Origin of the sequence: Streptomyces sp. MRC013 (genome assembly GCF_023614235.1) — a bacterium.
Taxonomy (GTDB): domain Bacteria; phylum Actinomycetota; class Actinomycetes; order Streptomycetales; family Streptomycetaceae; genus Streptomyces.
In genome coordinates this window covers 3265944-3278530 of the sequence record NZ_CP094264.1, presented here as the reverse complement: position 1 = coordinate 3278530, position 12587 = coordinate 3265944, and the positions used below count along the sequence as shown (strand labels likewise).

Genomic DNA, 12587 nt, shown 5'->3' with positions numbered 1-12587 from the left:
GCCCGGGGCCCGGGCACTGCCATACTTACGACTCCGTAGGTTACGGAACCGTAGGAAGGTCCGCCCGGGCCTCCGTCCGTCTCTCCCACCGCCAGCCCTCTCCCTCACCCTCAAGGGGACGCCCATGACCACAAGCCCTGAAGTGCTCGACCGCACCGCCCGCGAGCAGGACCCGCCGTCCGCCACGCTGGGCGGCGACAGCAAGCGGTCCGTCGAGCAGATCGCCCTGCTCCTCTTCATCACCGTGCCGTTCCTCGCCCTGGTGGCGGCCGTGCCGCTGGCCTGGGGATGGGGGGTGAGCTGGCTCGACCTCGGGTTGCTGACGGCGATGTACTTCATCGGCTGCCACGGCATCACGATCGGCTTCCACCGCTACTTCACCCACGGGTCGTTCAAGGCGAAGCGCCCGCTGCGGATCGCGCTGGCGGTCATGGGCTCGCTGGCGGTGGAGGGGCCGCTGGTGCGCTGGGTGGCCGACCACCGCAAGCACCACAGGTTCTCGGACGGAGAGGGCGACCCCCACTCGCCGTGGCGGTTCGGGGAGACGCTGCCGGCCCTGATGAAGGGCCTGTGGTGGGCACACATCGGATGGATGTTCGACGAGGAGCAGACGCCGCAGCAGAAGTACGCCCCGGATCTGATCAAGGACCCGGCACTGCGCCGGATCTCCCGCCAGTTCGTCCTGTGGACGATCGTGTCGCTGGCGATCCCGCCGCTGGTGGGCGGAGTGGTGACGATGTCGTGGTGGGGCGCCTTCACGGCGTTCTTCTGGGGCTCCCTGGTGCGGGTGGCGCTGCTGCACCACGTCACGTGGTCGATCAACTCGATCTGCCACGCGGTGGGCAAGCGCCCGTTCAAGTCGCGCGACCGCTCGGGCAACGTGTGGTGGCTGGCGGTCCTGTCGTGCGGCGAGTCCTGGCACAACCTGCACCACGCGGACCCGACGAGCGCCCGGCACGGCGTCATGAGGGGCCAGATCGACTCCAGCGCGCGGCTGATCCGCTGGTTCGAGAAACTGGGCTGGGCGTACGACGTGCGCTGGCCCACCGAGGAGCGGATCGAAGCCCGTCGGCAGACCCGCCCCGCGAACGCGGCATGATGGACGGTGTGGCGAACGACGGCAGCGGTACCAGTGGTGACAAACCCCGGCGCGGGCGCCGGGTCCGCATGACCGGTGCCGAGAGGCGCCAGCAACTGCTCGACGTCGGCCGGACCCTGTTCGCCGCGCGCGGCTTCGAAGGCACGTCGGTCGAGGAGATCGCGGCGAAGGCCGGGGTGTCGAAGCCGGTCGTCTACGAGCACTTCGGCGGCAAGGAGGGGCTGTACGCGGTCGTGGTCGACCGGGAGATGCGCCAGCTCCTGGACATGGTGACCGGCGCGCTCACGGCGGGGCACCCGCGCGAGCTCCTGGAGCAGGCCGCGTTCGCGCTGCTGGACTACATCGAGACGTACACGGACGGCTTCCGGATCCTGGTGAGGGATTCGCCGGTGGCCCAGTCGACGGGTACGTTCGCCTCGCTGATCTCGGACATCGCCACCCAGGTCGAGGACATCCTGGGCCTGGAGTTCAAGGCCCGGGGCTTCGACCCCAAGCTGGCCCCCCTGTACGCGCAGGCGCTGGTGGGGATGGTCGCCCTGACCGGGCAGTGGTGGCTGGACGTCAGGAAGCCGAAGAAGGCCGAGGTGGCGGCGCACCTGGTCAACCTGGCGTGGCACGGGCTGGACGGCATGGAGCAGAAGCCCCGGCTCATAGGCCACCGCAAGTCCTGACCCCCGCCCGATCCGCCGGACAGCGCCGCGCCGCCGCCGGGTCGCCGGAGGACGTCGCCGCGCCCGGTCCGCCCGCTCCCGCCGGACCCGTCGCCCCGCCGGACCGCGCCGCGCGCGCCGCCCGCCCGTGCCCGGAGCGCGCCCTCCCCGCGGGCGGCGGCCCCCGTGGCCGGGAACGGCCGCGCCGGCGCCGTGCGCCGGGGGTACCCGGGCCGTGGCCGTGGGCGCCCCCCGCGAACCGGCCGGCGCGGCCGGTGTCAGTACTCCCTGCGGGCGACGGCGAATATGCGGCGGTAGGGGAAGACCGTGCCGTGGGGACCCGGCGGGTAGGCCTTGCGCAGCAGGTCGCGGTACTGGGAGAGGAACTCCGACACCGCCTCCCCGTCGTCCCCGAGGACGGTGAGGACCGGGCGCAGGGCCGTCCCCTTGGTCCAGTCGAGGATCGGGTCCTCGCCCTGGAGGAGCTGGGCGTAGACGGTCTCCCACACGTCGGCCGCGCAGCCGAGGTCCGCCAGCCGCTCCAGGTACTCCGTCGTCCCCAGGACGTGGACGTACCGCCGTCCGTGCCCGCCGAGCCGGTCGCGCCAGAGCGGGGACTCGCACAGCTCGGCCAGCAGCGCGTGGCTGGGGGAGGTGAAGTTGGCCGGCACCTGGAAGGCCAGGGTGCCGCCGGGGACGAGCCCCTCCAGCCAGCCGCCGAAGGACTCGGCGTGGCCGGGAACCCACTGCAGCGCGGCGTTGGAGACGATCAGGTCGTACGGCTCCCCGGGCGTCCACCCGGCCGCGTCGGCGTACCGGAAGTCGACGCGGCCGCCGCCCGGGGTGGGTCCGGCGTGGTCCGCCTCCGCCCGGTCGAGCATCTCGCGCGAGAGGTCGAAGCCGGTGATGTGCGCGTCCGGCCAGCGGTCCGCGAGGAGCGCGGTGATGTTGCCGGGGCCGCAGCCGATGTCGGCGATGCGGGCGGGCCGCCCCTCCTCGGCGGCCGGCAGCTCGGGGATCCGGGCGAGCAGGTCCAGGAACGGCCGCGTGCGGTGCCCGGAGTGGCGCAGATACTGCCGAGGATCCCAAATCGGTGCGGAATGCATGGTCAGTTCCCCTTGCTGGTGCGAGATGTCTCAGCCAAACGTTGCTCCGGCCGGAACCCTTCCAATCACACGAACACTTGTTTCTTGACGTCAAGAGACTTCACATCGACAGAGCGCCTACACTGATCGTCATGGAGGACGAGGTCGACCGTCTGGTCGCTGCATGGCGCCGCGAGCGCCCGGACCTCGACGTGGAGCCGCTCGAGGTGCTGAGCCGGGTCTCCCGGCTGGCCCGCCACCTGGACCGGGCGCGCCGCCTCGCCTTCGCGGAGCACCAGCTGGAGCCGTGGGAGTTCGACGTCCTCACCTCGCTGCGCCGTGCCGGCGACCCGTACCAGCTCTCCCCCGGCCAGCTCCTCACGCAGACGCTCGTCACCTCGGGCACGATGACCAACCGCATCGACCGGCTCGCGAAGAAGGGCCTCGTCGAACGGCTGCCCGACCCCACCGACCGGCGCGGCGTCCTCGTCCGCCTCACCGCGGAGGGGCGCGACCGCGCCGACCAGGCCCTCGCCGGGCTGCTGGACCACGAGCGGGCCATCCTCGCCCGGTTGCCCCGCGCCCAGCGCACCGAGCTCGCGGCGCTGCTACGCCGGCTGACCGCCCCGTTCGACAACGTCCCCGGCTGACCCGGCGGGCCCGATCCCCGCCCGGCGCGCCAGCGCGACCGCCGCGAGCGCGGAGTGCACGCCCAGCTTCCCGAGCACGTTCTGCATGTGGGTGCGGACGGTGTGCGGGGAGAGGAAGAGGCGCTCGGCGACGGCCTTGCGGCCCAGCCCGGCGACCATGCAGCACAGCACCTCCCGCTCGCGCGGCGTGAGCGACTCGACGAGCCGCTCGCTCTCCGTGCGGTGCCTGCGCGCCGCCGTCACCTCCCGTAACACCTCCGTGAGCAGCGCGGGCGCCAGGTGGGTCTCGTCGCGCAGGACGCCCCGGATCACACCGAGCAGCCGCTGGAGGGAGCAGTCCTTGGCGACCCAGCCGTTCGCCCCGGCCTGGAGGGCCAGCGCGGCGCGGCGCGGGTCGTCCTTCCCCGCGAGGACCACGGTGCGTACGGACGGCTGCGCCTCGCGCACCGCGGCGACCAGCGAGATGCCCCCCGGCGGCGCCGTCCGGGACGGCGCTCGGCGCGGCCGGCCCGGCGGCCGCGCCGAGGTCGGCGTCGACGAGGAGGACGTCGAACGGGCGGCCCTCGGCGGCCGCGCGGTCGAGGCAGCGCATCGCGGCGGGGCCGCTGCCCGCCGCGGCGACGTCCACGTCGGGCTCGGCCGCCAGTGCCGCGGCGAGCGACTCGGCGAAGATGCGGTGGTCGTCCACCACCAGAACCCGGATACGGACCACTGACACCCCCATGCGTCGAGGAAGCGGGCCGGAGCGGGTACGACGCCCGGAGCCGGGTCGCGCACGGGGGGCGCGCGGCCGCCGCCGTGCCCCGGTGCCGCCCCGCTCCGGGCGCCGTGCCCGGTTGTCTCGCCCCCTGATCAGCACCGGCCCCCACCGATGTTGTGCATCAGGGTACGGGCGCGGGCGCGGACCGGAAGCCGATTTGCAGAACTGGCCGACCGGGCCGTTCCCCCTGTGCTGCTCGCCGCCGCGGGGCGCGGACCGACGGCTCCGCTCCGGCCCGGCGCCCCCGGCCCGGTCCCGGCCGCACGCCCCGCCGGCCGGGGCCGGGACCGGGGCCGGCTCCACGGGCAGGCGTCACGAGCGGGGCCGCGGGCCGGGGCCTCCGGCAGGGAGTCGCGGCTGGGGGCCGGGGCAGGGAGTCGCGGGCACCGGGTGCGGGCAGGGGGCCCGGGCGCGCTCTCCCGCTCCGTCGCCCGACGGGCCCGCGCCGTTCCGCTCCGCGCCGTTCCCTACTCCGCCGCGCGACGGCGCGCGAAGTCCCAGGCGTCGCGGACGATGTCCGCGAGGTCCGTGCGCGACGGCCGCCAGCCGAGCCGCTCCCGTGCGACGGCCGCCGACGCCACCAGGGCGGCCGGGTCACCGGGGCGCCGTCCGGCCCCGACCTCGGGCACCGGGTGGCCGGTGACCTCGCGGACGGTCTCGACGACCTCGCGCACCGAGAAGCCGCTGCCGTTGCCGAGGTTGCAGATCAGGTGCTCGCCGGGGACGACGGCGTCCAGGGCGAGGAGGTGGGCCTCGGCGAGGTCCGCGACATGGATGTAGTCGCGGACGCAGGTGCCGTCCGGGGTCGGGTAGTCGTCCCCGTACACGGAGATCGCCTCGCGCCGGCCGAGGGCGACCTGGAGGACGAGCGGGATCAGGTGCGACTCGGGGTCGTGGCGCTCGCCGTACGCGCCGTACGCGCCGGCCACGTTGAAGTACCGCAGGGAGGCGGCGGCCAGGCCGTGCGCGGCGGCCTCCCCGCCGATCATGTGGTCGACGGCGAGCTTCGAGGCGCCGTACGGGCTGGTGGGCGCCGTGGGGGCGGTCTCCGTGAGGGGGACGGAGGCCGGCTCGCCGTACGTCGCCGCGGTGGAGGAGAACACCAGGCGGCGCACGCCGGCCCCGCGCATCGCGGCGAGCAGCGCCATCGTGCCGCCGACGTTGTTGTCCCAGTACTTCTCCGGCTCGGCGACGGACTCGCTGACCTGCGAGAACGCCGCGAAGTGCAGCACCCCGTCGTAGGAGGCGTCGAGGAGGCGGGCGGCGTCCTGGACGCGGCCCTCGACGAAGGCGGCCCCGTCCGGGACGGCCTCGCGGAAGCCGGTCGACAGGTCGTCGAGGACCGTCACCTCGTGGCCGGCCTCCAGCAGGTGCGCCCCGACGACGCTCCCGACGTAGCCGGCCCCGCCCGTTACCAGGTACTTCATGATGCGCTCGCTACCTCTCGCAGTCGCCGGGCCGCGGCCTCCGGCGGCACGTCGTCGGCGAACACGCTCGCCTCCGGTTCGAAGCCCGCGGGGAACTCCAGCTTGCCGGATGTGCGTCGGAGGGTGAAAAGCTCGCGGCGCGGCGCGGACGTGTCGCGCCCCGAGCGGGCCCGTCGCGCCCCGGGGCGGGGCCTACTCCCGGTGGGCGGCGCGCGGGAGGTCGGCGGCGGCGCGGTCCAGGAGGCCCGTGCGGGCCGCCAGGGCGGCGGCCTCCAGCCGGGAGCCGACCCCGAGCTTCATCAGGACCCGCTGCACGTGGGTGCGGGCCGTGCTCGGGGCGATTCCCATGCCGGCGGCGACCGCCCTGGTGTCCTCGCCCTCGGTGACCCGCACCAGGACCTCCACCTCGCGGGGCGTCAGCATCCGCAGCAGCCGCCGGCCCTCGTCGTCGGGGGTGGTGGTGGGGTTCAGCAGCTCCGTGAACGCGCCCTGCAGCAGCTGCGGGGTGACGGCGGCCTCGCCCGCGCGGGCCTTCGCGATGGCGCGTTCGACCCCCTCGATGCGCTCGTCGTGGCGCACGTACCCGGAGGCGCCGGCCGCGAAGGCCGCCGCGATGCCGCGCGGGCTGGGCACCGGGCCCAGGACCAGCACGGACACCTGGGGACGGTCCCGTTTGATCCGTACGACCGGGTCGAAGGCGCCCGGCTCCGCCGGGGCCGCCGTGCCGAGCAGGCACACCTCGGGGGCGCGGCTCACCACCAGCTCGGCCGCGCCCGCGGCCGGCGCGGCGGCGGCGAGCACGCGGTGCCCGCGCAGCTTCAGGGCCGAGGCGAGCGCCTCGGCGAGCAGACGGTGGTCGTCGACCACCATCAGGCGCACGCCCATCGAGAACCCCCAACCCCTCGGAGCGGCCGCCCGGCCGTCCATGACCCGGCAAGCTACACGCTTACCGGGCGTTGTGCTCCCCTTACCGCCGGGACGCCCCCACAATGTCGAATTCTCCTCCGTCCGGGGGGACTTGGGGAATCACGGCGTGACGCCGGGGAAGCCCGCGGCCCGGCGCGTCCGGGGGACGGCCGGGCCGCGGAGGGGCGCACGGGATCACCCGGTGGTGAACACCAGCGCCAGGTAACGCGTTTCCTTCACCACCGTCGACGGCTTCGACACGAAGCGGTCGGCCAGGTACAGCCGCCCGTCGCGGTAGATCATCCTCTCGCGTTCGGCGAGGCTCCGCTCGGCGTTGCCGATCGCCCGCTCCACCGGGGTCCTCAGCAGCACGGTCTCCTTGAAGGAGGCGCCGTCGACGCTGACGACCTGCCCGCCCCGCTCGTAGCCGGGCGTCCGGTACGCGATGAGGTCGCCCCCGTCCATCCGCACCGGGAACAGCTGCGCGTTGGTGCCCGAGTCCAGCCGCTGGCCGGTGAGCTTGCCGGTGGCCAGGTCGAAGGAGACGATCTCGTTGACGCGGTTGTAGTCCTCGCCGGCGCCTTCGTGCTGCTCGGTCGGGACGTACAGGCGGCCGTTGCCGACGACGAGCTTCTCGCAGTTCTCCACGTCGGTGGAGCGGCACTCGCCCGCGTACCGCTCGGCGTCCGCGACGATCTTCGCCTTGAGCTTGCCGGTCTTCTCGTCGATGGAGAAGAAGTCGGAGATGCCGGAGCCGTCGCCCGCCGTGTCGCCGACGTCGGCCGCGACCACCAGCGGCCTGGTGGAGACGACCGACGCGTACTCGACGCCCGTCGGCATCCGGTACGCGGAGAGCGGCGCGCCCGTGACGGGGTCGAGGTTCTGGATCGTCACGTACTGGTTGTCGCTGTCGCCGCACTTGCGGGCCGCGACGAGGCCCTCGCCGCCGCCGTAGCCCATGTCGTAGCAGCCCTCGGCGTCCTCCTGGGGCCGCCAGAGCTCCTTGCCGGTGGCGAGGTCCCAGGCCGCGCCGCCGTGGGTGCCGCCGGCGGCGACGGTGTTCGCGCCGATGGTCACCTCGTCCCAGGCGACCTTGCGGTCGCCCTGGGAGGCGCCCGCCACGGACTTCGTCCACAGCATCCGGCCGGCCTCCAGGTCGATCACGCCGACCTCGGAGCACGCCGGGTACTTCACCTGCGGGGTCGGCTTGGAGGGCTGGAAGACCAGGGCGGTCTTGTTGTCCTTCACGTGCCGGGTGGCGGCGCAGATCTCGCCGGGCAGCGGCACGCTCCACCGCTTCGTGCCCTTCACCGCGTCGTAGCCGACGACCTCGTTGACGCCCGACTTCGCGTACGTCCCGTCGGTCAGCCACGAACCCGCGGTGGTCACCGTGTCGGCGACCACCGGCGCGGGGATCTGGAAGGCCACCTTCGCCTGGGTGTCGGCGGGCACCTTCTCGCTGCCGGCGCCGTCCGGGGCCTCGGGGGCGGCGCCGTCCTGCCCGCCGCCCCCGGCGGTGCCGCCGCTCGCGGTCGACGCCGCCGGTTCGTCGCCCTTGACGGACGCGTACCAGACGCCGCCGCCGACGATCAGGGCGACCGCGACGGCCGCCGCGACGACGATCCGCATCTGCGCGGACAGCCTCCCCCGCCCGCCGCCCGCGCCCGGCTGCGGGTGCGCCGCCTGGTGCACGGGCGCGGTCGGGTAACCGTACGCGGGCGGCCCGCCGGGGACGCCGGGCGGCTGGACGGGCGGCCCGCCCGGGTGGCCGTACGGCGGGGGCACCGGCTGTCCCGGCGGCGGGACGGGTGGGGCCTGGGGGTGGCCGTACGGCGGGGGCACCGGCTGCCCGGGCGGCGGCGGGACGGGCGCGCCGAAGCCGCCGGGCGGCGGGTCCTGCGGGGCGCCGAACCCGCCCTGCGGAGGCGGGCCGGGGGGCTGGTCGGGCGGGCCGGGGGGCTGGTTGGGCGGTGGGGGCGGTTGCGTCATCGTGTGCGTACCTCGGGGGGGAAGGGGGTCGTCGGTTCCGTCGGCGCCGGCCGCGGCGCGTCCCGGCGCGGGACCGGCGCTATCCGCCGAACGCGATCATGGTCTTGGTCTCCAGCTCGGCCTTGTCGTCCCGGGCGCTGACCCGGCCGCTGGCGATGAAGAACCGGCCGTCGGCGTACTCGTACCGCGGCTGCCAGAAGTCCCGCTCGATCCGGGCGACGGACGCCGGGTGCTGGAGCAGCACGGTCGGCTTGCCGCCGGTCGGGGCCAGGGTGGCGACGGCGCCGCCGCGGTCCCAGGAGCCCTCGATGTAGACGAGGAGCTTCCCGCCCTCCATCCGCAGCGGGAGCATCGTCTTGTCCGGGCCCGCCTTGGCGCGCCACTTGGGCTTGCCGGTGCCCAGGTCGAAGGCGACGACGTCGTTGGTGCCGCGGGTGAGGGCGGTGGGCTCCGTCGACATGTAGAACGTGTCGGCGTCGGCCGCCACGCCCGCGCAGCCCTGGAGGCGCTGGCCGAAGACGACGAAGCCGCCGCCGCACTGGGTGCGGTACTTGTCGCCGCCGCCGGAGAGCTGGGAGCGCAGCTTGCCCGCGTCGCTGAGGACCAGGATGGTGCGCTGCTTCTTCTCCTCGTGGACCGCGTTCACCACGAGCGGGCTGGCCGAGTAGACCTTGTCGACCTCCCAGCCGCGCGCCAGCTGGTACTTCCACTTCGGCTTGCCGGTGGCCGGGTCGACGTCCCAGACCTCCTGCTGCGGGTTCTTGTAGTCGGAGACCCGGCAGCTGGCGGCGGCGACCAGGCGCGTGCCGGCGCCGGCGAAGGCGTAGGGCTGGCAGCCGTCGGAGGGCTTGCCGAAGACCTGCTTGCCGTCGGTGAGGGAGAAGCCGTACGAGCTGCCGGTGCCGGCGGCCACGACGGTGTTGCCGGCCATGGCGAGCGTCGGGTCGGAGAGCGCGTTGAAGCCGGTGCTCTTGGGGACCTCCGTCCTCCAGCCCGCCTTGCCGGACTTCAGGTCGACCTGCTGCAGGACGCGGCAGTCGGCGCGGTCGCCGGTGCCGTCCTTGAGGCCGACGACGATGACCCCGTTCGCGGTGGGCGCGTGCGGGACCTCGCAGACGTCCGTGGTGAAGGGGATGCTCCACTTCTTCTCGCCGTCGGCGGTGGAGAAGCCCTCGACGCCGCGGTACATCGCCTTGGCTATCGTGTCGCCGACGACCCACGGGCCGTAGACGTCGGCGCCGTTGCGCGGCAGGTCCACGTCGTTCTTGAGGAGCCACTCGACCTTGGCCTCGCCCGGCTGGCGGCCGGCGTTCAGGTCGTCCTCCGCCTCGCGGCCGCCGCCGGTGCCGTCGCCCTTGTCGACGGACGCGGACGGCCCGGACCCGGAGTCCGACGGCCGGGCGGTGGTGGTCCCGCCGTCCTCGTCGTTCCCGGTGAGCGCCCACGTGGTGACGCCGCCCACGGCGAGCAGCGCGGCCACCGCCGCGGCGATGACCGCGGTGGTCCTGCCCCTGGAGGGGCCGCCGCCGGGCGGCACGGGGCCGCCGGGATGCGGGGGCTGGGTCGGGTGGCCGCCGTACGGGCCGGGCTGCGCGTACGGGCCGGGCTGCGGGTACGGACCGGGCTGGGCGTACGGGCCGGGCTGCGGGTACGGACCGGGCTGGGCGTACGGACCGGGCGCCTGCGGGTGGCCGTACCCGGGGGCCGGGGGCTGTCCGGGGGCCTGCGGGAAGCCGTACCCGGGAGCGGCCTGCGCCGGGGGCGGGGCGGCCGGCGGCTGCGCCGGGGGCGCGGGCGGGGCGGCGGGCGGCCGGGCCGGGGGCCGGGGGACCCCGCGCGGGTCCTGCGGAGACCCGAAGCCTCCCTGCGGCGGTTGCTGGCTGGGCGGCTGAGTCATCAGCGCTTCCCCCTTCGTGCGGTCCGCTGGCCGACCGGCCTCCCCCGCGATCCCGGCGCGAGCGCATGGCCGGAATGGAGCGGTTCGGACAGGGATGTCGCACTGTTACGTGAGTCGAGCGGGGTTTCTTTGTACCACCCGCCCCACAGGCGCAGAGGGGCCGGTACCACCCCTGTTCCCAAGGGAGGACCGGCCCGTGACGCCTCCGTTATCGGCTCTCCACGCCTTCTCTACGCGGTTTTGAGGAAGCCCCGCGCGCCCGGTGGCTAGGCGTCCTCGGCCAGTTCCAGCCAGCGCGTTTCCAAGTCCTCGCGCTCGGCCGCCAGTTCCCTCAGCTCCGCGTCGAGTTCCGCCACCTTCGCGAAGTCCGTGGCGTTCTCGGCGATCCGGGCGTGCAGGGCGGCCTCCCGGCCGGAGACCTTGTCGAGCTGCCGCTCGATCCTCTGGAGTTCCTTCTTCGCGGCGCGGGCGTCGGCCGCGGAGGCCGTCCTCGCGGCCTTCGCCGCGGCGGCCGGGGCGGCGGGCGACGGAGCGGCGGCGGGCGCGGACGCCGCCTCGACCATCCTCTGCCGGCGCTCCAGGTACTCGTCGATGCCGCGCGGCAGCATCCGCAGCGTCGCGTCGCCGAGCAGCGCGAACGTCCGGTCCGTGGTGCGCTCCAGGAAGAACCGGTCGTGGGAGATGACGACCATCGAGCCGGGCCAGCCGTCGAGGAGGTCCTCCAGCTGCGTCAGCGTCTCGATGTCGAGGTCGTTGGTCGGCTCGTCGAGGAAGAGGACGTTCGGCTCGTCCATCAGCAGCCGCAGCAGCTGGAGGCGGCGGCGCTCACCGCCGGACAGGTCCCCGACGGGCGTCCACTGCTTCTCCTTGGTGAAACCGAACCTCTCGCACAGCTGGCCCGCCGTCATCTCCCGGCCCTTGCCGAGGTCGACGCGGTCCCTGATCTGCTGCACCGCCTCCAGCACGCGCAGCGCCGGGGGCAGCTCCGCCACGTCCTGCGACAGGTAGGCGAGGCGCACGGTGCGGCCGACGGCGATCCGGCCGGCGGCGGGCTGCTTCTCGCCCTGCGTCGCGGCGGCCTCCGCGAGCGCCCGCAGCAGCGACGTCTTGCCCGCGCCGTTCACGCCGACGAGGCCGATCCGGTCGCCCGGGCCGAGCTGCCAGGTCAGGTGCTTCAGCAGCACCTTCGGACCGGCCTGGACGGTCACGTCCTCCAGGTCGAACACGGTCTTGCCGAGCCGCGCCGACGCGAACCGCATCAGCTCGCTCGTGTCGCGCGGCGGCGGCACGTCCGCGATCAGCTCGTTCGCCGCCTCGATGCGGTAGCGCGGCTTCGACGTGCGGGCCGGGGCGCCGCGCCGCAGCCACGCCAGCTCCTTGCGCACCAGGTTCTGCCGCTTGGTCTCCTCCGTGGCGGCGATCCGCTCCCGCTCGGCCCGCGCGAAGACGTAGTCGGAGTAGCCGCCCTCGTACTCGTGGACGGTGCCGCGCTGGACGTCCCACATGCGCGTGCACACCTGGTCGAGGAACCAGCGGTCGTGGGTGACGCAGACCAGCGCCGAGCGGCGGGCCCGCAGATGCCGGGCGAGCCAGGCGATGCCCTCCACGTCGAGGTGGTTGGTGGGCTCGTCGAGGACGATCAGGTCCTGCTCCGCGATCAGCAGCTTGGCGAGCGCGATGCGGCGCCGCTCACCGCCGGACAGCGGTCCGATCACCGTGTCCAGGCCCTGCGGGAAACCGGGCAGGTCCAGGTCGCCGAAGAGGCCGGTGAGCACGTCGCGGACCTTGGCGCTGCCCGCCCACTCGTGGTCCGCGAGGTCGCCGATCACCTCCTGGCGCACGGTCGCGGCCGGGTCGAGCGAGTCGTGCTGCGTGAGCACCCCCAGGCGCAGTCCGCCGCTGTGGGTGACGCGGCCGGTGTCGGCCTCCTCCAGCTTGGCGAGGACGCGGATCAGGGTCGTCTTCCCGTCGCCGTTGCGCCCCACGACGCCGATCCGGTCGCCTTCGGAGACGCCGAGGGAGACACCGTCGAGCAGTGCACGGGTGCCGTACACCTTGCTGACGGCCTCGACATTGACCAGGTTGGCGGCCATTTCACTCCTGATGTGGCGGGACGGGTCGACC

At 74.4% G+C, this 12587-nt stretch carries 9 protein-coding genes and 2 pseudogenes; 3 read left to right on the top strand and 8 right to left on the bottom strand.

Features of this window, described 5'->3' with window-relative positions; genetic code table 11:
- The first annotated feature begins 124 nt into the window (after positions 1 to 124).
- Together LUW75_RS15075 and LUW75_RS15070 are read left to right on the top strand one after the other, a co-directional pair.
- Complete coding sequence (locus LUW75_RS15075; RefSeq protein WP_250336076.1) at positions 125 to 1099, top strand: acyl-CoA desaturase; 975 nt, start codon at positions 125 to 127, stop codon at positions 1097 to 1099.
- Positions 1099 to 1770, top strand: a complete 672-nt coding sequence (locus LUW75_RS15070) for a TetR/AcrR family transcriptional regulator (RefSeq protein ID WP_250337681.1) — start codon at positions 1099 to 1101, stop codon at positions 1768 to 1770. The genes LUW75_RS15075 and LUW75_RS15070 overlap by 1 nt, the downstream gene beginning before the upstream one ends.
- A gap of 257 nt (positions 1771 to 2027) precedes the next feature.
- Here LUW75_RS15070 and LUW75_RS15065 read toward each other — a convergent pair whose 3' ends face one another.
- Positions 2028 to 2855, bottom strand: a complete 828-nt coding sequence (locus tag LUW75_RS15065; protein WP_250336075.1) for a trans-aconitate 2-methyltransferase — start codon at positions 2853 to 2855, stop codon at positions 2028 to 2030.
- 131 nt (positions 2856 to 2986) lie between these two features.
- On the opposite strand from LUW75_RS15065, the gene LUW75_RS15060 reads away from it, so the two are divergent.
- The gene (locus LUW75_RS15060) at positions 2987 to 3484 is read left to right on the top strand and encodes a MarR family winged helix-turn-helix transcriptional regulator (protein ID WP_250336074.1); all 498 of its coding nucleotides are present in this window, start codon (positions 2987 to 2989) and stop codon (positions 3482 to 3484) included.
- Here the strand turns inward: LUW75_RS15060 and LUW75_RS15055 are convergent.
- The 7 genes and pseudogenes from LUW75_RS15055 to LUW75_RS15025 all read right to left on the bottom strand — a co-directional run bounded on the left by LUW75_RS15055 (position 3443) and on the right by LUW75_RS15025 (position 12556).
- A pseudogene (locus tag LUW75_RS15055) lies at positions 3443 to 4208 on the bottom strand (LuxR C-terminal-related transcriptional regulator). The gene LUW75_RS15060 and the pseudogene LUW75_RS15055 sit on opposite strands and share 42 nt — an antisense overlap.
- A gap of 503 nt (positions 4209 to 4711) precedes the next feature.
- Entirely contained in the window at positions 4712 to 5671 is a 960-nt protein-coding gene (galE, locus tag LUW75_RS15050) for a UDP-glucose 4-epimerase GalE (RefSeq protein ID WP_250336073.1), read from the bottom strand.
- Positions 5668 to 5832, bottom strand: a pseudogene (locus LUW75_RS15045) (galactose-1-phosphate uridylyltransferase); the annotation flags it as partial. The gene galE and the pseudogene LUW75_RS15045, both read right to left, overlap by 4 nt.
- Positions 5833 to 5863: 31 nt before the next feature.
- Positions 5864 to 6556: a helix-turn-helix transcriptional regulator gene (locus LUW75_RS15040; RefSeq protein WP_250336072.1), complete on the bottom strand. Its 693-nt coding sequence runs from the start codon at positions 6554 to 6556 to the stop codon at positions 5864 to 5866.
- A gap of 216 nt (positions 6557 to 6772) precedes the next feature.
- Positions 6773 to 8566, bottom strand: a complete 1794-nt coding sequence (locus LUW75_RS15035; RefSeq protein WP_250336071.1) for an outer membrane protein assembly factor BamB family protein — start codon at positions 8564 to 8566, stop codon at positions 6773 to 6775.
- Between the two features lie 79 nt (positions 8567 to 8645).
- Complete coding sequence (locus LUW75_RS15030) at positions 8646 to 10463, bottom strand: outer membrane protein assembly factor BamB family protein (protein ID WP_250336070.1); 1818 nt, start codon at positions 10461 to 10463, stop codon at positions 8646 to 8648.
- A 266-nt stretch (positions 10464 to 10729) separates the two neighbouring features.
- A complete protein-coding gene (locus LUW75_RS15025; protein WP_250336069.1) occupies positions 10730 to 12556 on the bottom strand; it encodes an ABC-F family ATP-binding cassette domain-containing protein in 1827 nt (608 codons plus the stop codon).
- Positions 12557 to 12587 lie beyond the last annotated feature (31 nt).

What these genes read in the sequence shown, in the direction of transcription:
- LUW75_RS15075 (WP_250336076.1), top strand. Translation starts at nt 125, where the DNA reads ATGACCACAAGCCCTGAAGTGCTCGACCGCACCGCCCGCGAGCAGGAC.
- LUW75_RS15070 (WP_250337681.1), top strand. Translation starts at nt 1,099, where the DNA reads ATGGACGGTGTGGCGAACGACGGCAGCGGTACCAGTGGTGACAAACCC.
- LUW75_RS15065 (WP_250336075.1), bottom strand. Translation starts at nt 2,855, where the DNA reads ATGCATTCCGCACCGATTTGGGATCCTCGGCAGTATCTGCGCCACTCC.
- LUW75_RS15060 (WP_250336074.1), top strand. Translation starts at nt 2,987, where the DNA reads ATGGAGGACGAGGTCGACCGTCTGGTCGCTGCATGGCGCCGCGAGCGC.
- galE (WP_250336073.1), bottom strand. Translation starts at nt 5,671, where the DNA reads ATGAAGTACCTGGTAACGGGCGGGGCCGGCTACGTCGGGAGCGTCGTC.
- LUW75_RS15040 (WP_250336072.1), bottom strand. Translation starts at nt 6,556, where the DNA reads ATGGGCGTGCGCCTGATGGTGGTCGACGACCACCGTCTGCTCGCCGAG.
- LUW75_RS15035 (WP_250336071.1), bottom strand. Translation starts at nt 8,566, where the DNA reads ATGACGCAACCGCCCCCACCGCCCAACCAGCCCCCCGGCCCGCCCGAC.
- LUW75_RS15030 (WP_250336070.1), bottom strand. Translation starts at nt 10,463, where the DNA reads ATGACTCAGCCGCCCAGCCAGCAACCGCCGCAGGGAGGCTTCGGGTCT.
- LUW75_RS15025 (WP_250336069.1), bottom strand. Translation starts at nt 12,556, where the DNA reads ATGGCCGCCAACCTGGTCAATGTCGAGGCCGTCAGCAAGGTGTACGGC.